At 55.1% G+C, this 24,787-nt stretch carries 20 protein-coding genes; 5 read left to right on the top strand and 15 right to left on the bottom strand.

The genetic code is table 11. The annotated features are described in order from the left end of the window. Positions 1-119 precede the first annotated feature (119 nt). From B5F54_RS03895 to B5F54_RS03825, 15 genes are all read right to left on the bottom strand, one after another. On the bottom strand, positions 120-617 hold the full coding sequence (locus tag B5F54_RS03895) for a MarR family winged helix-turn-helix transcriptional regulator (protein ID WP_087230784.1): 498 nt from the start codon (positions 615-617) through the stop codon (positions 120-122). Between the two features lie 260 nt (positions 618-877). Continuing rightward, entirely contained in the window at positions 878-1,414 is a 537-nt protein-coding gene (locus B5F54_RS03890; RefSeq protein WP_172749547.1) for an HdeD family acid-resistance protein, read from the bottom strand. A gap of 354 nt (positions 1,415-1,768) precedes the next feature. Continuing rightward, positions 1,769-2,599 (bottom strand): Mrp/NBP35 family ATP-binding protein, encoded by an 831-nt coding sequence (locus B5F54_RS03885; protein WP_087230778.1) that lies wholly within the window; start codon positions 2,597-2,599, stop codon positions 1,769-1,771. Between the two features lie 112 nt (positions 2,600-2,711). Then, complete coding sequence (locus tag B5F54_RS03880) at positions 2,712-3,671, bottom strand: NAD(P)H-dependent glycerol-3-phosphate dehydrogenase (RefSeq protein ID WP_087231017.1); 960 nt, start codon at positions 3,669-3,671, stop codon at positions 2,712-2,714. Positions 3,672-3,872: 201 nt separating this feature from the next. Next, positions 3,873-5,399: a sensor histidine kinase gene (locus B5F54_RS03875; RefSeq protein ID WP_330396768.1), complete on the bottom strand. Its 1,527-nt coding sequence runs from the start codon at positions 5,397-5,399 to the stop codon at positions 3,873-3,875. After that, complete coding sequence (locus B5F54_RS03870; protein WP_087230775.1) at positions 5,389-6,069, bottom strand: response regulator transcription factor; 681 nt, start codon at positions 6,067-6,069, stop codon at positions 5,389-5,391. Before B5F54_RS03870 ends, B5F54_RS03875 begins: the two co-directional genes overlap by 11 nt. Before the next feature lie 209 nt (positions 6,070-6,278). Continuing rightward, positions 6,279-6,521, bottom strand: coding sequence for a helix-turn-helix domain-containing protein (locus tag B5F54_RS03865; protein ID WP_087230772.1), 243 nt, complete (start codon positions 6,519-6,521; stop codon positions 6,279-6,281). A 104-nt stretch (positions 6,522-6,625) separates the two neighbouring features. Continuing rightward, the gene (locus tag B5F54_RS03860) at positions 6,626-8,089 is read right to left on the bottom strand and encodes an NADP-dependent glyceraldehyde-3-phosphate dehydrogenase (RefSeq protein WP_087230769.1); all 1,464 of its coding nucleotides are present in this window, start codon (positions 8,087-8,089) and stop codon (positions 6,626-6,628) included. Between the two features lie 80 nt (positions 8,090-8,169). Further along, entirely contained in the window at positions 8,170-8,856 is a 687-nt protein-coding gene (locus tag B5F54_RS03855; RefSeq protein WP_172749545.1) for a CpsD/CapB family tyrosine-protein kinase, read from the bottom strand. Continuing rightward, positions 8,805-9,527, bottom strand: coding sequence for a YveK family protein (locus tag B5F54_RS03850; RefSeq protein WP_172749543.1), 723 nt, complete (start codon positions 9,525-9,527; stop codon positions 8,805-8,807). The genes B5F54_RS03855 and B5F54_RS03850 overlap by 52 nt, the downstream gene beginning before the upstream one ends. A gap of 185 nt (positions 9,528-9,712) precedes the next feature. Next, entirely contained in the window at positions 9,713-9,934 is a 222-nt protein-coding gene (locus B5F54_RS03845) for a DUF3006 domain-containing protein (protein ID WP_087230761.1), read from the bottom strand. A gap of 50 nt (positions 9,935-9,984) precedes the next feature. Beyond that, positions 9,985-10,902: a ComEC/Rec2 family competence protein gene (locus tag B5F54_RS03840; RefSeq protein ID WP_087230759.1), complete on the bottom strand. Its 918-nt coding sequence runs from the start codon at positions 10,900-10,902 to the stop codon at positions 9,985-9,987. A 12-nt stretch (positions 10,903-10,914) separates the two neighbouring features. Then, entirely contained in the window at positions 10,915-12,798 is a 1,884-nt protein-coding gene (locus tag B5F54_RS03835; protein ID WP_087230756.1) for a YgiQ family radical SAM protein, read from the bottom strand. Positions 12,799-12,860: 62 nt separating this feature from the next. Then, complete coding sequence (locus B5F54_RS03830) at positions 12,861-15,467, bottom strand: DNA translocase FtsK 4TM domain-containing protein (RefSeq protein WP_242969622.1); 2,607 nt, start codon at positions 15,465-15,467, stop codon at positions 12,861-12,863. A gap of 143 nt (positions 15,468-15,610) precedes the next feature. Continuing rightward, positions 15,611-16,426: a ClpP family protease gene (locus B5F54_RS03825; RefSeq protein ID WP_273700992.1), complete on the bottom strand. Its 816-nt coding sequence runs from the start codon at positions 16,424-16,426 to the stop codon at positions 15,611-15,613. A gap of 347 nt (positions 16,427-16,773) precedes the next feature. Here B5F54_RS03825 and B5F54_RS03820 point away from each other — a divergent pair, with 347 nt between their 5' ends. The 5 genes from B5F54_RS03820 (at position 16,774) to B5F54_RS03800 (ending at position 24,600) form a co-directional block, all read left to right on the top strand. Then, entirely contained in the window at positions 16,774-18,708 is a 1,935-nt protein-coding gene (locus B5F54_RS03820; RefSeq protein ID WP_087230754.1) for an aconitate hydratase, read from the top strand. 34 nt (positions 18,709-18,742) lie between these two features. Continuing rightward, positions 18,743-19,957: an NADP-dependent isocitrate dehydrogenase gene (locus B5F54_RS03815; RefSeq protein ID WP_087230752.1), complete on the top strand. Its 1,215-nt coding sequence runs from the start codon at positions 18,743-18,745 to the stop codon at positions 19,955-19,957. A 67-nt stretch (positions 19,958-20,024) separates the two neighbouring features. Beyond that, positions 20,025-20,675 carry a redox-sensing transcriptional repressor Rex gene (locus B5F54_RS03810; protein WP_087230750.1) on the top strand — a complete coding sequence of 217 codons (651 nt, stop codon included), beginning with the start codon at positions 20,025-20,027 and terminating at the stop codon, positions 20,673-20,675. Between the two features lie 264 nt (positions 20,676-20,939). Next, positions 20,940-23,654: a bifunctional acetaldehyde-CoA/alcohol dehydrogenase gene (gene adhE / locus B5F54_RS03805; RefSeq protein ID WP_087230747.1), complete on the top strand. Its 2,715-nt coding sequence runs from the start codon at positions 20,940-20,942 to the stop codon at positions 23,652-23,654. A 91-nt stretch (positions 23,655-23,745) separates the two neighbouring features. Beyond that, entirely contained in the window at positions 23,746-24,600 is an 855-nt protein-coding gene (locus B5F54_RS03800; RefSeq protein ID WP_087230745.1) for a DegV family protein, read from the top strand. Positions 24,601-24,787 lie beyond the last annotated feature (187 nt).

The raw sequence follows: 24,787 nt of genomic DNA, 5'->3' as shown, positions 1-24,787 counted from the left end.
TATTATCCCTTTTTATAACCCTACTATATACAAAAACCATTAATAAAAATTTCGATTTACAAATATGCAAACTCTTTCATTTATGGAAAGCCAATAAAAACATCATATGCAGCACATCACTATCCTCGATTGTCACTCAACTTTTCTTTTTCGATCTCCAATAAGATATCAAACAAACGGGCCGACAACTCTATGAGCTGGTTGAGGTTTTCTGTTCCCAACCGGTGTTCCGCTTCATCCAGTATGGAAAAAATTTCTTTTCGGTTCTGTTCCAAAAGGGCCTTGCCCTTTTCAGTTAAACAGACAAACACCGCACGGCGATCGTTCTTCGTCATACTGCGGGCAACGAGCCCTTTCCCTTCTAAAGAGTTCAGCATCTGTGACACCGCTGGCATGGACATTTGTGTACGTCGGCTTACTTCAGAAATGCGTACGCCATCATCGCCGCCATTTTCTTTTTGCAGCTTTCCGCATACCTCAATCTTATGTAACATAAAAAAAGCGCTCATCGGCAAGCCATCCCTCTGCACAAAAAGAGGCTTTACGCATTTATATCGCCAGAAGAGATCCAATATTTTTTTCCCACAATGTGCTTCCCAATCCTCATATTCTTCCATATGGCAACCGTTCCTTTTCCTAATATTTTGTTTTATAAACAATTAAGCATATTAATATTATAAAAACCCTGAACGATTGTCAAGGGAAAGCCTAAATCTCCACGGCCTTCCAAAATATTTTCATCTAATAGGACGCCATATCGCTTCCCCATGAGCTATTTTTGTGGGGATACACCCACTTATACTTGTATCCTTGCAAAACTTATGATTAAAGAAAAACGCCGCATATAAGCGGCGTTTTTCTCCTATCCAAAATACATCTATTTCATTTGTAAACGGCTCTCAAACCACCACATAAACAAGGACGCGGCCCCCTGCAAAAGGAATACGATCCCCATTGTAATCCCAATAATCTGGATGGCGATCACCGGGCGGATAAAAGTGGCAAACCCCAATACAATCTCAGCAACACCGACGAGCATCATCCAATACCAACCGTTAACCCCAAATCGCTTGATCTCCAAGGAATCCACGGCCCGGATCACACCGGAAAAGACCGTCCACAACCCAAAAACATAGGGGATGACGCTCACCATTGCAACCTGGTCGCATAAAACAAAGAGGCCCAATAGGGCGGTTAGAATACCTTCCGCTAGAAGCCAACCTGCACCATAAAGGTGCTTACTGCAAAAAATATAAACCGCGACGCTGATGATACCCGAAATCAGCATTGCCAGCCCAAACACAATCGTCAGCGATAACAAAATGGACGACGGCGCAACGATGGCGAGCACACCTGCAAACACCAATAGGACACCGGAAATCAACCAAAGTGTTTTCGATACTCCTGTTTTCATAAAATACAATCCTCCTCTTATGCCCGGTGAAAAGAGAACCGTTTTCTCCATCCATGCGGAGCTTAACGCCCAGTTTTTTCCGAGCCCTTTTTACAAGCCAGCCAACGGCAATTCCTATCAGCCGCCGAAACCCATGTTGTAACCACAGCCTCTGCTTGCCGGACCTTGGAAATATGTCCCCATTATACCTCTGTATTCTGGAAAATGAAACTGTTTTTTCCAATTTTTGCAGTTTGTATTTTACTACCCGTTATAATTTTATATAAAAATACATCCTGTTGTGTAAAAGTCCGCTCTACACAACAGGATGTCCATTTTTCACTTCTGTTATCAGAAATTTAGAAAAGCAGGGCCTTACAGTTGTTCCACCGCATCTGCCGCATCGTCCAAGCAGTCCACATTGACCAACTCCGCCAGGCCTGCATCATAATTCTTCGCAATCTCGGGATCAATCGGCACCTTGCCGAGCACCTTCAAACCAAACTGCTCCGCCGTCTGCTCCACATGGCTCTCGCCAAACACCTTGATCTCCTTGCCGCAGTCCGGGCATTTCACATAGCTCATGTTTTCCACAATGCCGATGATCGGCACGTTCATCATCTTTGCCATGTTCACAGCCTTTGCCACAATCATGGAAACCAGCTCCTGCGGGGAAGTGACAATCACAATTCCATCCAGCGGGATGCTCTGGAATACGGTCAGCGGCACATCGCCGGTCCCCGGAGGCATGTCCACAAACAGATAGTCAACGTTTTCCCAAATGACGTCCGTCCAGAACTGCTTGACGGTATTGGCAATAATCGGGCCACGCCATACAACGGGCGCTGTCTCGTCGTCCAGCAAAAGGTTGACCGACATGATGTCGATGCCCGTTTTGGTCCGCGCCGGAAGGATGCCAAACTCACTGCCCATTGCCTTCTGATGAATGCCGAATGCCTTCGGGATCGAAGGGCCAGTGATGTCTGCATCCAACACGGCAGTATGTGCGCCGCGGCGGTTCAGCAGCACAGCCAGCATAGATGTGACCATGCTCTTGCCAACGCCGCCCTTTCCGCTAACCACACCGATTACCTTTTTAATATGGCTCATCGCATTGGGTTTCTCCAAAAAATCCGCAGGATTTGCCTCCCTGGAGGGACAATTCTCCCCACAGCTGCTGCAATCGTGCGTACAATTCTCACTCATACAGATTCTCCTTTTTTATCCGCCGCCGTGCAGCGGTAAAATTCGCCCGCTCTATAGCTAGGCGCTCTTCTATTGTAATAATATATACCAAATTTGTCAACAAAGCCGGCAGCTAAAATTCTTTCTTTAAGCTGCGCATAAAGAGATCCAGAAGAACTTGGTCGGGATCTTCGCCGCGGTTGACTACGGCATCCACTGCATTACAAATCGGCATTTCTACACCGTACAGGTCACACAGGCGCAGTAAGGCAGTTGTAGTTGCCACGCCTTCCGCCAGCTCCTCATAGGGTTCCCCACGGACAAACGCCTCTCCAAACCGGCGGTTGTGGCTATATTGCGAAAAAACGGTCGCCTGATAATCTCCCAGATGGCTCAAGCCATAGGCAGTGATCTCATTGCCGCCCATGGCTTTAATCAGACGCGCCACCTCGCGTGTACCGCGGGCCATCAGCGCCCCTTTGAGCGCCGTCTTATTCTTGCCGTCCAGCATCCCCGCTGCAATGCCGATCACATTTTTCGCCGCCGCGCCGACTTCATTGCCGATTAAGTCGCTGCCGTAATAAAACCGGATGAGCTCGCTAGAGAACGCCTTGACCAACATTTCTTTTGCCTCTTGGCTGCGGCTATCGATGACCATACAATTGGGGATGCCTGCGGTAAAGTCCTGCACATGGCCCGGTCCCACCCAAATGGAGACAGTGGTTGTCTTTGGGGTGTACTCTTCTACAATCTGTGTCAGGCGCTTGCCTGTTAAAGCTTCAATACCTTTCATGCAAAGCACAATCGCCTTGTCGTTCAAATCGAGTACAGAAAGCTGCTGCATCAAAGCCCGCAAGCTTTGGGCCCCAATGGAAAGCACCAGGATTTCCGCATGTTTCACTGCTGCGCCCAAATCGCTGGTCAAGACGACGGAGCCCTCCAACGTCACCAGCCCATTGCTACGGCATTCATAAAGCGTCTTCATCTTCTGGGAACTTTCCCGACCGTATAATACCACCTGGTGCTGCAGACGATCTGCGTACCATGCCAAAAAACTGCCCCATCTCCCGCAACCGATCACCGATATGTTCATAAATGCGGTACAAGCCATCTAAAATCGCTTATACCCGCCTCCTCTCCAAAATATATCTGGGGTTTGCATACGTACACGCTAAACTAAAATCCAATTTGTATAATAAGGATAGATTATACGGATTGTATGCTTTGTTTCCCCAAAAAGGCGATTCCTGCTGTTTCATATTATAGCATATAGCAAAGGAAAAAACAGCGCAATTTATCTTGAGACATTTGAGAGGGGCTTCGGAGCCTCAACAACGCTATCCCCTTGCACATCCAGTTCAAACCAGAAGGTACTTCCCACACCTTGCTCGCTCTGTACACCGTATGCGCCGCCGTGCATATCCAAAATCGTCTTGACAATCGAAAGGCCCAGGCCCGTCCCGATTTGCGCGCGCTTGTGGGCTTTGTCCACCTTGTAATAGCGTTCCCAGATATCTTTGAGCTTATCTTGCTCGATTCCCTCGCCCGTGTCGCGCACCTCGATTCGAACTTTTCCGTCGTGTTCGGTCTGGCGCAAACGGACCACCTTGTCCTCGCCGGTATAAGTAATCGCGTTGTTCACCAAGTTGTACACCACCTGCGAAATCTTCAGTTCATCGGCATACACGGTGACGTCCCGATCCGCTGTAAAGCTGATATGGTAATCCGTGAGCTTGTTATAACGCCCTAAAATATCCCGTACACTCTCCGTCAGATCAAAGAAGCTGGGGGAAAGCTTCTGCGCCCCGGCCTGCATTTTGCTTAGGTCGAGCATATCGTTGACCAGCGTTGTCAGGCGGTTCGCCTCATCGATGATGACCTGCACATTCTCCGGCGTATTTTCCCCGGGAAGATCGCGCATGACCTCTGCGTAGCCTGTAATCATTGTCAACGGCGTGCGCAGATCGTGCGAGACATTGGCGATCAGGTCGCGCCGGAGGGTCTCCACCTTGGAGAGCTCCTTCGCTGCATAATTGAGCGTCGCGCCCAGCTCGGCAATCTCCCGATACCCATTTTCTGCAAATTGCACATCGTAGTTTCCCTGCGCCAAGACCTTCGCGGAGGAATTGATCTTGATAATCGGCCCTGAAATGCGCCGTGACAAAAATAGCGCCAGGAAAAATGCCAAGATCAACATAATCACCGTGATCCACGTGAGCTGCACGCGGAGGGTCTGCACAGTGGAGCCAACGGGTGAAATGGTGGAATTGAGCAAAACCAACAGGTGTTTGCCATTTTCCCGCTCGGTGATGAAAGTGTAGATCATGCTCTCTGGCGAATCCGGGTTTTCTGGTATCTGTTGATCCCAATTCGGCACTGTGCGCATATTGTCCTCCGGGAACTGCTCAAAATAGACGCCCCCGTTCCGGCGGGTAATCTCATAAATAAACGCGCGCTGCAAACCGTTGAGGCGATGAATCACACAATTGGGCAGGGCGTCCTCCGAATAGAACAAATCGCCGTATTCATCCGAGACAATGATACAAATTTGATTGTCCCGCGCGATATTCTGTATGAGCGTGCTCAAGTCATCGGAATTGATATTGCGCTCGATGGTCTGGGCAGAATTCTTGATATCGCTCACCTTGATAAACTTATAAAAACTTCCTAGAAACATAATCTGAAAGACCCACAGCATCACCAAAATGATTGCAGCAAAGGCAGCAAAGCCGGAGAACAATCCCCATTTTATCCCAATGCGGTTGGAAAAACGCTCCCTGAGACGGTCTTTCATTTGTTTCAGCAACGATTCAAACTTCAAATCGATAGCCAACTCCCCTCAACGTAACAATAAACTTGCTGTACTGCTTGAGGCTTTTCCGCAGGAGCTTGATGTGGGTGTCCAGGGTCCGGTCGTCCCCATAAAAATCATAGCCCCAGACATTTGTAATCAAATTTTCCCTTGTCAATGCAATGTTGCGGTTCTTTGCAAAGTAGAACAACAGGTCGTATTCCTTTGGCGAAAGATCGACCTTTTCCCCGTCGATCGTGACGATACGGCCGGTGAAATCGATGGTCAGCCCTTCGAAACTCACCTGATCTTTTTTGGGCTGGTCGGCCGCGGGCTTTGCTCGTTTCATAATGGCATTGATGCGCATCATCAGCTCTTTTGGGGAGAAAGGCTTGACCACATAGTCGTCGATCCCCAGTTCAAAGCCATGGATTTTATCGTATTCTTCGCCGCGCGCGGACAGCATCAGCACGGGCGTGGCACTATATTTCCGAATTTCGCGTACGGCAGAAAAGCCGTCCAGCTCCGGCATCATCACGTCCATGATGATGATGTCAAAATCATCCGGATGTTCGCGGCAGATGCGCACGGCCTCCATCCCGTCCGCCGCCTCGCGTACGGTATGGCCCTCGAACTCTGCATATTTCCGGATTAATGCGCGGATTTTATCCTCATCGTCTACCACTAATATGCGATACATGTGCACTCCTCCTTGTGATACTCCGTATTTTCGCACAGCTCTGTGACGGTTCTGTGATGTTTTTCGGATTTCTTTCCTTACATGGTACTACAATCCCCGGGAAAGGGCAAGAATCGGCGGGAAGTTCCTTGTCCAGCCTGCCGTTGCGCGTATGACTACAAAAACCTGCTGTGGATGCTTCCCGGCATTCCACAACAGGTTCTCCCATTTTATATAGAATTCTTTGTTTGTGGTGGGATATACTCCAAAACATCCTCCACGCGGCAATCCAACGCATAGCAAAGCCTCGATAAAATCGCCAAGTCGATGCGCTGGATGTCCCCTTTGCAATAATGGTTCAATTGCCCTCTCTGCGTTTGCGAAAGCTGCGCGACTTTATTTTTGCTCAAGCTACTTTGTTGAATGACTTCTTCCAGTTTGATTCGAATCGTGCCAAAGTCCTCATCTCGCATATCCGTCACTCCTTATTTCCTATTCTACGGAAAATACTTCTTGCACAAGAGATTTAGATATGCTATTATTAGATAAACACCTGTATATATCTACACAACCCATTTTAGAAATCTTCCCGCAGGTTCACGGTGATCGCCTTCGGACGGGTCATCGCTTCGATGGAATACCGCACGCCCTGCGTCCCCATGCCGCTGGCCTTGACGCCGAGGAACGGGAAATGGTCCGGCCCGCGCTCCGTTTTATTGTTGATCTGCACCGTACCGACCTCCAACCGCTCCGCGATGGAAAACGCCCGGTTGATGTCGTTGGTAAATACGGAGGATTGCAACCCATATTCGGAACGGTTCGCAAGCTCCACCGCTTGGTCAATGTCTTTCACTCGAATAACCGGCAAAATTGGCGCGAAAGGCTCCTTCCAAGCCACCTCCATTTCCTCGGTCACGCGGTCCAACAGGGTTGGATAGACCAGGTTCTTTTCCCGGCGGTTCCCGGTCACCAGCGCCGCCCCCTTTTCCAAGGCCTCCGCAATCAGCTCCATGGCGGATTCCGCCGCCTTCTCGTCGATCAAGGGGGTAATCATCGCGCCGTCGCGCGGATCGCCTACCTGCATCTTCTCTACGCGCGCTTTGAGCTTCTCCACCAGCTGGTCCGCCACGCTGTCCGTTGCAAACACGCGCTTGACGGCTGTACACCGCTGGCCGGAATAGGCATATGCGCCGTCCGCGATGGCGTCGGCGGCAAAGTCGAGGTCGGCATCCTCCAACACGATGGCTGCGTCTTTGCCGCCGAGTTCCAGCAGGAGCGGCGTCATGCGTGCCAAGCTGGAAATATGCCTTCCAATCTCTGTGCTGCCGGTAAAGTTGATGAAATCAATTCCTTCATGTGTGACAATATAGTCCCCGATTTCACTTCCACGCCCGGTCACGGTGTTGAGCACGCCGCCGGGCAGCCCTGCACTTTGCAGGACGTCCGCCAGGTGCAGGGCGCTGATGGACCCCTGGGTGGGAGGCTTCAAAACCACCGTATTGCCGCCGATCAGCGCCGGCGCAATTTTTGAGACGGAGAGATTCACCGGATAATTAAACGGGGAAACCGCCAAGACCGTCCCCAGGGGAGCCCGCCGGACAAATGAAAGCTTCCGCCGGGAGCCTCCGGGAAAGTTTTCCCCGCTGATCGCCTGCCCTTCCATGCTCTTTCCCATATCTGCGGTGTAGCGGAGCAGGTCCGCGGAGCGTGTCACTTCGGACAGCGCCGATTTCTTTTCCTTCGCAACCTCCATGGTCAGGATCTCCGCGATCTCCTGCGCGCGTTCTTCCAGCAGGTCGGCTGCACGGTAAAACACCTCCGCCCGCTCATAGATGGGGGTCTCCGCCCAAGTGCGCGCATGCATCTTGGTATCCTGGATGGCCTCGTCAACCTCTTTCTTTGTCATCGCCTGGATTTTTCCAATCAAGCTCCCATCGACCGGCGAACGGATTTCCAACTGTTTTCCCGATTCCGATTCCACCCATTCGCCGTTGAGCAGGTTTCCATAGATACATTCCCCATGCACGGTATTCTGAAACATCGCAAGTTCCTCCTTTTGGTTCTGGGAAATAGTATTCTCTCCCCAGGAGGAAAATACACCCTGCAAAAGTGGGATGCAATTTAACAATTTGTAATACAAAAAGGCGCCCTGCTGCGCATCTCCCGGACCAGCACGCTGCCCAAACAGGGCACCTGCGCGCCGTGGAGTTTCGCAACAGACTCCTGCACTTCGGTGCGCCGGTCCCTGTGTTTGCAAACGACCAACAAAACGCCCGCCGCAGACTGTCCAACCAGGAGCGCGTCCGGCGAACAGCAGACCGGCGGGGTGTCCACCAACACAAGGCCATAGGAGCGGCGCGCTTCCTCGAACAGCGCTTCCACGCGTGCTGTGTGAAAACAAGCGGCCACATCCGGTGTCCAAGCACCAGCGGATAACAGGTCCAGCCCGGGGCGGGCGTTCTTCTGGACGCAAGCCGCCCATTCACAGCGCCCCAAAAGGGCCTCCGAGAAACCGTGGACGTTCGATACCTGAAAAAGGGCGTGCTGCTGTGGGGTTTGCAGGCAGGCGTCCACCAGAAGCACCCGTTCCGAACGCGACGCCACCGCCGCCAGGTTTGCACAGACCACCGCATGGGCAGCGCCGGGCCGCACCCCGGCGACCGCCACGGCACGCTGCTCCTTCACCTGCGTAGGCAGAAGCAACCGCGTGTACAGCGCCCGATAGCTGTCCCACAACTCCGGCGGGCTAAAATCCGTCAACAAAGGCGGGGATTGCTTGAAATGTTTGGGTTGCTTCCTTCGCACCATGTGGCCTCCTCCCCCAAATGAAACGGGATGGGGATCTCCGCCAACACGGGTGCGCCGCACGGCTCCAATTCCTCCGCAGTGCGGACACGCCCATCCAGGAGATTCCATGTCAAAATCGCCGTGATCGAACCGGCCAATCCCAACACAGCCCCCAAAATGGCATTTACAACGGCATTGGGAGAATCCGGATGTTCCGGCACGGCGGCTGTGTCGATCACTTTTACACTACCCCCTTGCAAGACGCGCAAAAGTTCCGTCGGCGCACAGTCCAACAGCGTATTGCAGAGGGTGGCCGCCTCCTCCGGGTCGCCAGACGACACCGAAATGCGCAAAATTTCCGTATGATCGACGGCTTCCATGTGCAACATTCCGCGCAGCTCTTCTAGGGAACGCTTTCCACCCGTCCGGCGCAAAACCTGCTCCAATGTGCGGTCGCTTTGCAAAACGACGGAACAGGTGCTAACCAGTTTTCGGGAGGTGTCCACATTTCCGGCGTTCAGTTCACGGGTGTCCTCCTGCGAATTGTATATGTAGAGGGTGGCGGACGCCGTATAGGAGGGCGGGATGCAATACGCGGAAACCCCATAGACCCCTGCGGCACAAAGCAGCATACACAGGAGCCAGATTGGGCTGCTGCGTCCGACCAAACGCAACAAAGACCGTAAATCCATCCGGTTCTGCATCCTTTCGCCTTCTTTCTTTTCTTGCATAGAAAAAGCATAGCACAGCCATGGATACAAAACAATCCGTTTCCCGGAATATTCTATAATGTCAAAAATATTCACATGCTCTCTGCATTCCGGATGCAAAAAGCCGGCCTTCCTGCATGCGGGAAGGCCGGCTTTTTCCGTCTTCTTCATTCTTTCCAAAGCTTGTCCTGGAGCTTTTTGATCTTCGAACGGCGCGCCGCCGTCTTTTCTTCGTTGATATGAAGGACGCCCTCGTCGTCGATCTCCAAAACCGTTCCCTCCGTTGCCCCGGCGGGAAGCTCATTGGTTTCAATGGCGAAAAATTTCTGATCTTTATCCTCGCAAATCGCATAGGTGCCTTCGAAACGGTCGATCACCAAAATTCGCATGATGGATTCCTCCCTTGTTTGAATCCTTTTCATCATACACGAAAGTGCGCTCAGGCGCAAGCCTCATTCTCTGTGACCACCCGCACGGTTTCGCCGTCGCTCAGGAACAGGAGCGTCCCGCAGACGTCGGTGCGGTACAACGCAACCCCGGCGCTTCGCAGCCGGCGAAGCACGGTCTCCCGCGGCAGGCGGCTACTATCCCATGCCGTGGAAATCGCCGCATACCGTGGCTGCACTGCGTCCAACAGTGCTTTCCCCGTGGAGGTATCGCTTCCGTGGTGCCCTACCTTGAGCACATCCGCGCGCAACGGCATGCCGCTCGCCAAAAGCGCCTCTTCCTCCTCTCGTTCTGCGTCGCCCATCAATAGAAAGGCCGTGTCCCCGTAGACAACGCGCAAAACGAGCGAATGGTTGTTAAGACCGTCCGCGGCGGACGGCGGCGTCCATACTTCGATCTCCGCCCCGCCGAGGGAAAATGTGGTCCCCGCCTGCGGATACTGCACCGCAATGGCCTTTTCCTGTAAAATCTGCTGGGTCCGGCGGTATTCCACCGTATCCACCGAAAGCTCCGGCGCGATGTATGCCGCCACGGGAAACGCCTGCAACACCTCCGGCAGGCCGCCGATGTGGTCGGCATCCGGGTGCGTGTTCACCACATAGCGCAGGGAATCAATTCCCCGACGGGTGAGATATTGGACCACCTCTTCGCCCCGGTCCGGCGTCCCTCCGTCCACCAACATGGCCTCGCCGCCGCACTCCAACAGAAGGCTATCCGCCTTCCCGACATCCAACACGTGGAGGGCAAAGGGCGCATCGTCCGCCGCATCGGAAAAGGTCCCCAATCCGCAGGCCCGGCGCACATCGCGCCACACCGCGGACGATGCCGGCAAACAGGCGAAGAGCACGATCACCAGCAAAAGAAGCAGGATCGCAACATACCGTTTCCGCCCCATGCGTTCTTGCCCCATGACGGTTCCCCCTTACCGGCGCTTCCCCCGCCGGTGCTCCGGTTTGTTCTTGGACGGATACTTCCCACGCTTCGCATCCGTCTTTTTCCTCTGGGGCGCCTCCGGCGCGGGCCCCCAGACAAGGCAGTTCTCCCCACGGCCGATGAGGTCCGTGCGCCCCGCCAGCTTGAGCGCCTCCAGCACCAGCGGTTTATTCTTCGGGATAAAATACTGCATCAAAGCCCGCTGCATCGCCTTTTCCTTGCTGGTGCGCGGGACATAGACTTCCTTCATTGTATATGGGTCCAATCCGGTATAGAACATGCAGGTGGAGATTGTCCCCGGCGTGGGGTAGAAATCCTGCACTTGTTCGGGGTGCAGGTGGTTCTTCTTGATGAAAAGCGCCAGCTCCACCGCGTCTTTCAGCGTGCTCCCCGGATGCGAGGACATCAGGTAGGGAACCAAATATTGCTCCTTGCCGATCTCTTTGGTCAACTTAAAAAAGCGCTTCTGGAAGGCGAGGTATGTTTCGATGTGCGGCTTTCCCATGCAGTCCAGCACGCGCGCCGTACAGTGCTCCGGCGCGACCTTGAGCTGGCCGCTCACATGGTGCTGCACCAGCTCGCGGAAAAAAGTGTCGTCCGGGTCCTCCATCAGGTAGTCAAACCGGATGCCCGACCGGATGAAGACCTTCTTCACGCCGGGCAGGGCGCGTACCTTGCGCAACAAATCGAGATATTCTCTGTGATCCACCTGCAACGCAGGGCACGCCTTCGGCGCAAGGCACTTTTTCCCTGGGCACAGCCCCGCTTTCTCCTGCTTTTTGCAGGACGGGTGCCGGAAATTGGCCGTCGGCCCGCCCACGTCGTGAATATATCCCTTGAAATGGGGATTCTGCGTCAACAGCTTGGCTTCCCGCAGAACGGATTCCTCGCTCCGCGTGGTGACCGCGCGCCCCTGATGGAAGGCAATGGAACAGAAATTGCACGCGCCAAAGCAGCCGCGGTTGTGCGTGATGGAGAATTCCACCTCCTGGATCGCCGGCACACCGCCGACCTTCTCATAGCAGGGATGATAGGTCCGTTCATAGGGAAGCTCATAGACTTCGTCGAGCTCCTTTTGGGTCAGCGGCGGCATCGGCGGGTTCTGTACCAGAATTTGATTCCCATGCCGCTGGATCACCCGCTTGCCGCGCACCGCATCCTGTTCGTCCTGCTGCTTCCGGCAGGACAGGGCATATGCGCGCTTGTCCGCGCAGACCTGCTCATAGCTGGGACATTCCACCGCCGGGCCCGGCCGGTAATCGCGCGTCGGCACCAGGTAGCAGGTGCCGCGCACGTCCGTAATGCTGGCAACCGGCTCCCCATCCAGCAGCCGCTTGGCGATCTCGATGGCCTGCTTTTCCCCCATGCCGTAGGAGATCAGGTCCGCGCCCGAGTCCACCAAAACCGAGGGGTGGACCTTGTCCGCCCAATAATCGTAATGGGCAAACCGGCGCAGCGAAGCCTCCAGGCCGCCGATGATGACCGGCACGTCCGGATAGAGGGTTTTACATTTTTGCGAATAGACTGTGACCGCGCGGTCCGGGCGCAGGCCGGGGCGGTTCCCCGGCGAATAGGCGTCCGTCTTGCGGCGGTTGCGCGCCACGGTATAGTGCGCCACCATGGAGTCGATGTTCCCCGCGTTGACCAGGAACGCCAGCTTCGGCTTGCCAAAGCGTTGAAAATCGCGGTCGGTTTTCCAATCCGGCTGGGACAAGATCGCCACGTGATAGCCGTAATGCTCCAACAGGCGCGAAATGATCGCGGTGCCGAAGGTCGGGTGATCCACATAGGCGTCCCCGGTCACCAGCACAAAATCGGGCGCATCCCATCCGCGCGCCAACATCTCTTCCTTTGTAATCGGTAAAAAAGCCATATTCCTATCCCTTTTGCGTCGTCGGGCCGCTTCGGAAAAGCGGAAGCGGCCCGTGATGGTTTTTATTCGTCTGTTTGGTTGCTCTGCTCGTCGCTGACGCGCATGTTCATCTCCAGCCACTGCTGATAGGTAATCAGCACTTGGCGCGGCTTGCTGCCCTCATGCGGGCCGACAACGCCCATCTGCTCCATCTCGTCGATCAGCCTTCCCGCGCGGGCATAGCCCAAGCGCAGGCGGCGCTGCAGCAGGGAGGTCGAAGCCTGGCCAGCCTCCACCACGCACTTGATCGCCTCGGGCATCATGGGATCTTGGTCGGAGTCCGAAGCGTCCGCCCCGGAGCTTCCCTTTTCTGCAACGGCGTTCTTTTCAATCTCCTCTGCGATGCTCGCGTCATAGCCGGGCTCCTGTGACTTCTTGATAAAGTTGACGATGCTCTCGATCTCGCTGTCGCTGACAAAGCAGCCCTGGATGCGGATCGGCTTCGGGGAACCCACCGGCGAAAACAGCATATCGCCGCGGCCCAGAAGCTTTTCCGCGCCGCCCATGTCGAGAATGGTGCGGGAATCCACCTGTGAGGAAACCGCAAACGCGATCCGGCTGGGGATATTCGCCTTGATAATGCCCGTGATAACGTCGACCGAGGGGCGCTGCGTGGCGATGACCAGATGCATGCCCGCGGCGCGCGCCATCTGCGCCAGGCGGCAGATGGAGTCCTCCACTTCGTTCGGCGCGGCCATCATCAGGTCGGCCAACTCGTCGATGATGATGACAATCTGCGGCATATGCTGCATGGGCTGGCCCTGCTCGTCCTGATAGCCGCAGGAGCTTGCCAGGCGGTTGTACGCCGCAAGGTCGCGCACGTTGTTCTCCGCAAAGATCTTATACCGCTTGAGCATCTCCGTGACCGCCCAGCTCAACGCTCCGGCGGCCTTGCGCGGGTCGGTCACAACCGGCACCAACAATTGCGGAATGCCGTTGTAGATGCCGAGCTCGACCACCTTTGGGTCGATCATCAGGAAACGCACCTCGTCCGGCGTGGACTTGTACAAGAGGCTGACGATCAACGAGTTGATGCACACCGACTTACCGGAACCCGTGGAACCGGCGATCAGCAGATGCGGCATCTTGGCGAGGTCGGCTGTGGCGATTTCACCCGCAATATCGCGCCCCAGCACCACGGTCAGGCGGCTCTTGCTGGTGGCGAAGGTGTTCGATTCGATCAGCTCGCGCATGCGCACCACGCTGACCTTTTTATTCGGCACTTCAATGCCCACCGCGGCCTTTCCGGGGATCGGCGCCTCAATGCGCACGCCGGAGGCCGCCAGGTTCATGGCGATGTCGTCCGCAAGGTTGGTGATCTTGCTGATTTTGACGCCGGCCGCAGGCTGCAATTCATAGCGCGTTACCGCCGGGCCGCGGGAGATGTCCAGAATCTTTGTCTGCACGCCAAAACTCTTCAACGTCTCAACCAGCATCCGGCCGTTTGTCTGCAATTCGTGGGCAATTTCGTTTTCATCCGTCGCCTTGGTGGTCTCCAGCATCGAGACCGGCGGGAAATGGTACTCGCCGTCCTGTGGCGGCTCGTCCATCATGGTGAGCTGCACCTCTTTCGCAGCTGGCTCAGCCGCAGGCTTCCTGTGTTCCACCGGCTTGGGCACGAAGGGCATGGGCGGCTCTTCCGCGGGAGCACCCTCCACGGGCTCTACCACAGAATCCGTGGGCTGTACGCCGATGGGCTTGCGGAACACTTCCGCAGCGTCCTCCGCCTTCGAGGTTCCCGGTCCGTCCTCCATATCCAAAACAGGATCCGGCGAATGGAATACTTTTTCCAATTTTTCGAGTTTCTCGTTCCTCTGCGGCTTAACCGACTTGACCGGATGCGCAGGCAGTTGGTTGGGATCGTCCGGGTCCAACGCAATGTCGATGTTCATATCGCGCTGCCGCTCGATCTGGCGGCGTTCACGCGCCTCGCCGATGTTGTTGGCAACCACCTCCGCCGGCTTTGCGACGGTGCGGAAAAGCTGTACCAGGCTGGTGCCGGTGAGGATCATCACCGCCACAAACAGCAACAGGACAATCACGATGCGTGCGCCAACCGTCCCCAACAGGAGCACCAGCGGGATTCCAAGGAGGCCGCTCACAAGGCCCGCGCCGGAGCGCTCGATGCCCTTTCCATAGAGGCTGCCGAGCGTCTGGAAGAATGGTGCGCTCTCCTGCGCCGACTCCCCAAAGATGTAGAACGCGGCGCACACCAAAATGATGATTCCCACCATGATGCCGATCTTCACGCGCATTCGTCCGTTCCGCCGTTCAAACGCCGTGACAATGGAAATATACAGCAGCAACACGGGCCAGAGGATGGCGCATGTCCCGAACAGGCCCATCAACAGATTATGTAACCAAAGCCATACATGGTCGCCCTCGATTAAAACCAAGCAGGCCATGAAGATGGACAGCGCAAAAAGCACGATGGCCAGAATCTGATTGTGCTGCTTGGCTTCCTCTGCGTGCTTCGCTTCGCGCTCAGCCTTCGTGGTCTTTTTCTCACTGGCCCGGCGATTGGCCGCGCGCTGTTTTTCCGCCTGCCGTCTTGCCTGCGGGCTGCTGCTCCGCTTTGCAGGCGCGCTCTTTTTTGCAGTTTTTGTATTCTTTGCGTATTTACCAGCCACTTTATCCCCCAATTACTCCGGCGGATCGGAGCCGCCATCTATTGAAAAGCAAATATGTAAAGCGCGGCATATGCCGCGCCCATTCTTCCAAAACAAGGCTGAAAGGCCGGCCAGATTCCGTCTCCTACGCAAGGATACGGCCTTTATGCCTTTTTGCCGGTCTTTTTTGTGGACTTTGATGCCTTCTTCTCCGCCTTTTTTGCCTTGTCGATCATCTGATACAAACAGTCGATTGCGTCGGAAAGGCTTCCCAACGAGTCGATCAGGCCCTCCTTCACGGCGTCCGGCCCATCGAGGACCGTCCCCACATCCATCACCAGTTCCTCCGTGTTCATCGCCAGCTCGTAGAAGCGCTGGGGCGTAATATGGGAGTTGTCGGTCACAAACTGGGTAATACGTTCCTGCATCCGTTGAAAATATTCCAGCGTCTGCGGGACCCCCAACATCAGGCCATTCATCCGGACGGGATGGATCGTCATCGTCGCGCTCGGCGCAATAAACGAATGCTTGGCCGCCACAGCCAGCGGCACCCCAATGGAATGCCCCCCACCCAGCACCAGGGAAACGGTCGGCTTTTTCATCCCGGCGACCAGCTCCGCAATGGCAAGGCCGGCTTCCACATCCCCGCCCACGGTGTTCAAAATCATCAACAGCCCATCGATCCGCGGTTCTTCCTCAATCGCCACAAGCTGCGGGATCACATGCTCATATTTTGTGGTCTTATTCTGCGACGGCAAAACATTATGTCCCTCGATTTGGCCGATCACCGTCAGGCAATGGATCATATGCCGGCCATCGCCGGTGATCACCGAACCGGTGTCCACAATCTGGTCGGTCTGCTGTTTTTCATCGTCGCGCGCTTCGCTGCGGTCTTTATTTTCTCCGCTATCGTTTCGGGCGCCGGCCGGCTGCGCCACAGCGTAGCGCGCGGCACGCATGGCCGAATACGTTTTTTCCATACTTGCCACCTCCTACCGCTTAGTGTTCCGGCCCCGCCGCCGTTCATACGCAGCGGGAGTGGAAAAATTGCGGTTCGGTGCAAGTTTCCCCTGTATTATAGCATCATTTTTTTGCGCATTCAACCCAGGCGCCTATCGGGAATCCCCCTTTCGCTCTGGAACTTTTCAAACGAAGATCATTCCTTTGGGGCAATTTCTTGGAATTGTGCCAAAAAACGACGCAGAAATCCTGTAGAAGCATCTGTGTGAATATATTGACAATCTTAGCAATTTGAACGATAATAGGAATAATTAATTAGATAGGATCACTCACGAAAACTTGCGAAAGTAAAATGGAGGAAAATCATATGGGACTGACTTTGGCGCAAAAGATCATTAAAAACCATATTGTGAGCGGCGAAATGACGGTCGGCAGCGAGATCGGCCTGAAGATCGACCAAACCCTCACCCAGGATGCGACCGGCACCATGGCCTATCTGGAATTTGAAGCAATGGGCGTTCCGCGGGTCAAGACGGAGCGGAGCGTTGCCTATATCGACCACAATACCCTACAGACCGGCTTTGAAAATGCGGACGACCACCGCTTTATTCAGAGCATCGCCAAGAAGCACGGCATCTGGTTCTCCCGGCCGGGCAATGGCATCTGCCACCAGGTACATCTGGAGCGCTTCGGCATTCCGGGCAAAACCTTGATCGGCTCCGACAGCCACACCCCGACGGGCGGCGGCATCGGTATGCTGGCCATGGGCGCGGGCGGCCTGGACGTCGCGGTCGCCATGGGCGGCGGCCCCTACTACATCACCATGCCCAAAATGCTGCGCGTCAATCTGACGGGTAAGCTCTCCCCGTGGGTTTCTGCCAAGGACGTCATCCTGAAGGTCCTGCAGATCCTTTCGGTCAAGGGCGGCGTTGGCAAAATTGTGGAGTATGCCGGCGAGGGCGTCAAGAGCCTGACCGTTCCGGAGCGCGCCACCATCACCAATATGGGCGCTGAGTTGGGCGCTACCACATCCATTTTCCCGTCCGACGAGATCACCCGCTCCTTCCTGAAGGCACAGGGCCGCGAGGAGGATTGGGTGGAGCTCTCCTCCGACCCGGATGCGGTCTATGACGAAGAAATCTCCATCGACCTCTCCGAGCTGGTCCCGCTGGCCGCTTGCCCGCACAGCCCGGACAACGTCAAGACAGTGGACGAGATCGGCGCAATCAAGGTCGATCAGGTCTGCATCGGTTCCTGCACAAACTCCTCCTACCTGGACCTGATGCGCGTCGCTTCCATCCTGAAGGGCAAAACCGTCCATCCGGATGTCAGCCTTGCGATCGCCCCGGGTTCCAAGCAGGTTTACAATATGCTCGCACAAAACGGCGCTCTGGCCGACCTGATCGCTGCGGGCGCCCGCATTCTGGAATGCGCGTGCGGCCCCTGCATCGGCATGGGCCAGTCCCCGAACTCCAAGGGCATCTCCCTGCGCACCTTCAACCGCAACTTCGAGGGCCGTTCCGGAACGGCCGACGGCCAGATCTATCTGGTCAGCCCGGAGACTGCAGCGGCTTCCGCTCTGACCGGCGTGTTTACGAACCCGCAGACGTTGGGCGAAGAAGCGCCGATCGCTCTGCCGGAGAAGTTCCTCATCAACGACAATATGGTCGTCGCGCCCGCGCCGGAGAGCGAGATGGACAAGGTCGAGATCCTGCGCGGCCCGAACATCAAAGAGTTCCCCACGACGGACCCGCTGCCGGAAACCATCGCGGCAAAAGCGCTGCTCAAGGTGGGCGACAACATCACCACCGACCACATCATGCCGGCTGGCGCAAAGATCCTCCCCTACCGCTCCAACATTCCGTACCTCAGCAATTTCTGCTTCGGCGTCTGCGATAAGGAATTCCCGGCTCGCTGCCGGGAGTACGGCAAGGGCATCGTGATCGGCGGCGCAAACTATGGCCAGGGTTCTTCCCGCGAACATGCCGCACTGGTGCCGCTGTATCTGGGCGTCAAGGCGGTCATCGCCAAGAGCTTCGCGCGCATCCACTGCGCGAACCTGGCAAACGCCGGCATCCTCCCCTTGGTCTTTAAGGATGAGGCCGATTATGACCGTATCGACCAGATGGACGAGCTGGAACTGCCGGACATCCGTTCCGCCATCGCCGGCAATTCGAAGATCATCGTCAAAGATTTGACCAAAGGCATTGAATTTGAGGCGGAAGCGGTTCTCTCCGCACGCCAGCGCGAAATGGTCCTTGCCGGCGGCCTGCTGAACTATACAAGAGAGCAATCCAAATAATTTAAACTATATAAAATAAATGGAGGGATTTCCCATGGCCAATAAAATTCCTATGACCACCCCGCTGGTGGAGATGGACGGCGACGAGATGACCCGCATCATCTGGAAGATGATTAAGGATATCCTGCTCACGCCCTATATCGACCTGAAAACCGAGTATTACGACCTCGGTTTGAAACACCGCGACGAGACCAACGACCAGGTGACCGTGGACAGCGCCAACGCTACCAAGAAATACGGTGTGGCCGTCAAGTGCGCCACCATCACGCCGAATGCTGCCCGTGTGGAGGAGTATAACCTCAAAGAGATGTGGAAGTCTCCGAACGGCACCATCCGCGCCATGCTGGACGGCACGGTTTTCCGCACCCCGATCCTGGTAAAAGGCATCACCCCGTTCATCCCCACTTGGACAAAGCCGATCACCATTGCGCGTCATGCTTACGGCGACGTATACCGCAATGTGGAGATGCAGGTGCCCGCAGGCTCCAAGGCAGAGCTGGTCGTCACGGATGCGGACGGCAAGGAGACCCGCGCAACCATCCACGATTTCCAGACATCCAGCGGCATCATCCAGGGCGTCCATAACTTGGACAAGAGCATCGGCAGCTTTGCGCGCTCCTGCTTTAACTACGCTTTGGACGAGAAAAAGGACCTCTGGTTTGCGACCAAGGATACCATTTCCAAGCAGTACGACCACCGCTTCAAGGACATCTTCCAGGAGATCTTCGACGCGGAGTACAAAGAGAAATTTGATGCGGCGGGCATCGAATATTTCTACACCCTGATCGACGACGCAGTGGCCCGTGTCATCCGCTCCGAGGGCGGCTATATCTGGGCATGCAAAAACTACGACGGCGACGTGATGAGCGACATGGTCGCCACGGCATACGGCAGCCTGGCTATGATGACCAGTGTCCTGGTTTCCCCGGATGGCGTATATGAATATGAGGCAGCGCACGGCACCGTGCAGCGCCATTACTATAAACATCTGAAGGGCGAAAAGACCTCCACGAACTCCATGGCAACCCTGTTCGCCTGGACGGGCGCCCTGCGCAAGCGCGGCGAGCTGGACGGCAACTCCGCCCTGATGGACTTCGCGGATAAATTGGAGCGCGCCTCCATCCAGACCATTGAAGAAGGCGTGATGACCGGCGACCTGGCCAGCCTCTCCAAGCTGCCGAACAAGACCACTGTGGACACGGAGACCTTCCTGAAGGAGATTGATAAGCGCCTCGCAGCGATGCTCTGATCTCCTTCGTATAAGGCGCAACCTTTACCGGCTTTCTTTTTCTCAAATAGAAAGGACCTTACGAATTATGCCAAAACGGGAAAACATCTCCATGTCCGTTATCCGGCGGCTTCCCCGCTACTATCGGTTTCTCAAGCTTTTGCGGGAAAAGGGCGTCACGCGCATTTCCTCCACCGAGCTTTCGGCAAAGCTGGGGCTCACCGCCTCCCAGATTCGTCAGGATCTCAACTGCTTCGGCGGGTTCGGGCAGCAGGGATACGGCTACATGGTGGATCAGCTTTGTACAGAGATCGGAAACATCCTCGGGCTCTCCCACGCATACAAAGCGGTTTTGATCGGCGCGGGCAACCTGGGCCAAGCGATCGCCTCCCATCTCTCCTTTGAGACAGAGGGCTTCACACTGGTGGGAATCTTTGACAATGCCGACGCCAAAATCGGCCGGACCATCAATGGTCTCACTGTGCGCAACATTGACACCCTGGAGCGGTTCTGCAACCTTGAAAAGCCGACTATGGCCGTTCTCTGTGTTCCTCGTAGCGCGGTGGAATCCTTGAGCGACCGCTTGTATGCGCTGGGAATCCGCTGTTTCTGGAATTTCAGCCACTATGACATCAACATGAAATATGGGGATGCCATTGTGGAAAATGTCCATCTGAACGACAGCCTGATGACGCTCTGTTACCGCATCACAAATGATCCCATGCGCACTGCAAAATAATCATAAAAATTATATCCAATAGAGGGTAGGTTCCTGCCAAGGAACTTACCCTCTTTTTTATCATTCCTGTATATAAGAATGATAGGCTTGTATTCCCGTTTCCGGGCTTCTCGCGTGCCATTTCTTCGGGAAATCGTCGATGTACTGCGCCAGAATCTATTTTCACCGCATAAAGCCGCTAGACACAAGCGCCATATTCTATCCGGCATATTTTTCCCCCGTCCGGAGATACTACCAGCAAATACAAAGTGGGAGGAAAATAGGATGCCTGACGAGAAAGCAAAGAAGGTTCCCGTGGTAAAAAGGGCGGGAATCCCGGAATCGGAGACCGATGTTGCCGTAGAAGCGCATGCACGCGAAGCCGCGGCAGATGCCGCAATGGACGCCCAAGGGATGATCGATGAGCTGGTGCAGCGGGCCCAAAAAGCCTTGCTTGCCTTTATGGACATGGATCAGGAGCAGGTGGACAACATTGTCCACGCCATGGCGCTGGCGGGTCTGGATCAACACGTGCGCCTGGCAAAGCTCGCCTATGAGGAGACCGGGCGCGGCGTTGTGGAAGACAAAATCATCAAAAATATTTTTGCCACCGAATACATCTGGCACTCCATCAAAGGCCAGAAGACGGTCGGCATCATAGAAGAAAACGAGCTGGAGGACTATGTGGAGGTGGCCGAACCGGTGGGGGTCGTCGCCGGCGTCACCCCGGTGACCAATCCCACCTCCACCACCCTGTTCAAATCGCTGATCTGTATGAAGACGCGCAATCCCATCATCTTTGGGTTCCATCCCAGCGCGCAGAAGTCCTCCGTCGAGGCGGCCCGGGTGATGCGCGATGCGGCGGTCAAGGCCGGGGCCCCGGCGGACTGCATCCAGTGGATCACTGCGCCGTCGATCGCGGCCACCAACGCGCTGATGAACCATCCGGGCGTATCCCTGGTTTTGGCGACCGGCGGCAGCGGCATGGTCCGCGCGGCCTACAGCACGGGAAAGCCGGCGCTGGGCGTTGGACCCGGAAACGTCCCCTGCTATATCGAAAAGACCGCCCGGTTGGAACGAGCCTGCACGGATCTGATGCTCTCCAAGACCTTTGACAACGGCATGATCTGCGCCTCCGAGCAGGCCGTCATTGTGGACGAAGAGATTGCGGACGAATTCGAACGCATTATGAAAGCAAACAACTGCTATTTCCTGCAAGGGGAGGAAATCGAAAAGGTCTCCCATTTTGTCATCAACCCACAGACGCAGGCGGTCAATCCGGACGTTGTCGGCAAGCCCGCCTGCTGGATTGCGGAGCAGAGCGGAATTCAAGTCCCGGATAAGACCAAGATCCTGATTGCCCCTCTGGAAGACGTAGGGCCCCAATATCCGCTTTCGCGTGAAAAGCTCTCGCCTGTACTGGCTTACTTTACCGTCAAAGGCCACGGCGAAGGCTTTGCAATGGCCAAGAAGATGCTGGAACTCGGCGGCTTGGGGCATTCGGCGGTCATCCACTCCACCAATCCGGATCTCATCAAAGCCTATGGAAAAGAGATGAAGGTCGGGCGCGTCATCTCCAATTCGCCGTCCTCCCAGGGGGCAATCGGCGACATCTACAACACAAACACCCCCTCCCTGACGCTTGGTTGCGGCTCCTATGGGCACAATTCCACCACATCCAATGTGTCGTCCGTCAACCTCATCAACCGCAAGCGCATCGCACAGAGGAGGGTCAACATGCAGTGGTTTAAAATACCGCCGCAGATTTACTTTGAAGAGGATTCGATCCAATATCTGGAGAAAATGCCGGATATCGAGCGCGCCTTCATTGTGACCGATGCCACAATGGTAAAGCTGGGCTACGTGGATCGCATCCTGTACTTCCTGCGCAAGCGGCCGGTCTATTGTCATTCTGAGATTTATTCCGATGTCGAACCCGATCCCGATGTATCCACCATCCGCAGGGGTGTGGAGGCCATGCGCGCCTTCCAGCCCGATGTTATCATCGCGCTCGGAGGCGGTTCCGCCATCGACGCGGCAAAGGGCATGTGGCTGTTCTACGAGCATCCGGAGGCCTCCTTTGACGGCCTGCGGCTGAAATTCCTGGACATTCGCAAGCGCGCCTACAAATTCCCACGCCTGGGCGAAAAGGCCAAGCTGGTGGCCATTCCGACCACCTCCGGCACAGGCAGCGAGGTGACGGCCTTTACAGTGATCACCGACCGGCAGAACGGGAACGTCAAATATCCGCTCGCCGATTACGCCGTTCGTCCAGATGTCGCTATCATCGACCCGCAGTTTGTCTGGAACCTGCCCAAGGCAGCCACCCGGGACACGGGCCTGGATGTACTCACCCACGCGATTGAAGCCTATGTCTCCGTCATGGCGAGCGACTACACGGACGGCTTAGCGCTGCAGGCGATCGGCATGGTGTTTGAATATCTGCCGCGCGCTTACAAGAACGGCGCTGCCGACCCGGTGGCGCGCGAAAAGATGCACAACGCCTCCTGCATTGCGGGCATGGCGTTCACCAACGCTTTCTTGGGCTTAAATCACTCCATGGCGCACAAGCTGGGCGGGGAATTCCACATCCCGCACGGCCGCGCCAACGCGGTGATCCTTCCCTATGTGATCGCTTACAACGCCCAAAAGCCCACCAAGTTTACGGCTTTCCCCAAATACGAAACCTTTATTGCAGACAAAAAATATGCAAAAATCGCCGCATTCATCGGATGTGGCGGCCATACTACAGAAGAAAGCGTCCAAAACCTGATCAAAGCGGTCTACCGCTTAGAGCAGGAGCTGGACTGCCCCACGAGTATCAAGGAATGCGGCGTGGACGAAAAGCTTTTCTTTGACCGCCTGCCCGCGCTTGCAGAACGTGCGCACGAGGACCAGTGTACCACAGCAAACCCGCGGTATCCGCTCATCAGCGAAATTGAGGAGATCTATACGCAGGCATATTTTGCGCCGTATCAAGGTTCACAATCTGTTCATTGACTTTTCTATACAAGCACGTTATAATCTTGTTATTAAAATCAGATAATAGCGTGCTTATCATTACATATCATTGAACAGAAAGGTTATTGCTATGAATAAAGACAAAGTAGCGGTTTTAACAGATTCCGGCGGGGACATTCCCAAGGCACTTTTGGAAAGATACGGGATCTATCAGATCCCTTTGCGCATTTTATATAAGGACCGGGAATATCTCGACGGCGTAAACATCAGCGCAAACACGGTGTATGCCATGCTTCCGGTGGAGGTCCCGAAAACGTCCCTGCCGGACGGAGCGATGATTCAAAGCGTCTTTGACCGCATCAAAGCGGACGGGTATGAAAAGGTTTTGGTCGTATGCATTTCCAGTGGGCTGAGCGGCACCTGCAATGTGATGAAAATCCTCGGCGACGCCTACGAGGGGCTGGAATGCTTTGTCCTGGATACCAAAAACATTTCCATCGGAAGCGGTTTTTTCGCTTTGCGGGCGGCACAGTATCTGGAGCAGGGAATGGGCTGGGAAGAATTGCTGCAAAAGATGCCCGCAGAGCTCCCCAACAGCCGCGTCTTTTTCTGTGTGAAAACCTTGGAATATTTGCAGAAGGGTGGACGGATCGGCTTGGTTGCGGCAGCATTTGGAACGGCGCTCAACTTAAAGCCGGTGATCTCCTGCAATGCAGATGGGATCTATTATACGGTCGGGAAGGCGCTTGGACGGATGCAGTCCATCCACAAAATCGAAACCCTTGCACAGCAAACGGCCGGCGATGATGAAGTAGAATTGGCGATTATGCACGGCGGCGCCCCGGAAGAGGCAGAACTCATCCGTGCAGAGCTCCGGAAACGGATTCCCAAAGGAAAAATCACCGTAATGGGGCAGATCAGCCCCGCCCTGGGTGTCCATACAGGCCCCGGCCTATTGGGAATTGGGGTCTTTAAAAAGAGCTGACCCAATCTACCGCAGATAAGCAAAAGGACCCGTATCAATACGGGTCCTTTTGCTTATCGTCTTTCCAGAATAGCCTCTATAAAATACCAAAGGAATGTTTTATAAAAGCCCTGCGCCGGATAAACTGCCGCTGATACCGTACGCGCCCGGCAGGGTTGCCGGGCGCATAGCCGCATTGGCTATAGGA

It is taken from the genome of Anaeromassilibacillus sp. An250 (assembly GCF_002159845.1).
GTDB classification, from domain to species: domain Bacteria; phylum Bacillota; class Clostridia; order Oscillospirales; family Acutalibacteraceae; genus Anaeromassilibacillus; species Anaeromassilibacillus stercoravium.
Note: the sequence above shows the minus strand (reverse complement) of the source record. Positions and strands in the feature narration are given on the sequence as shown.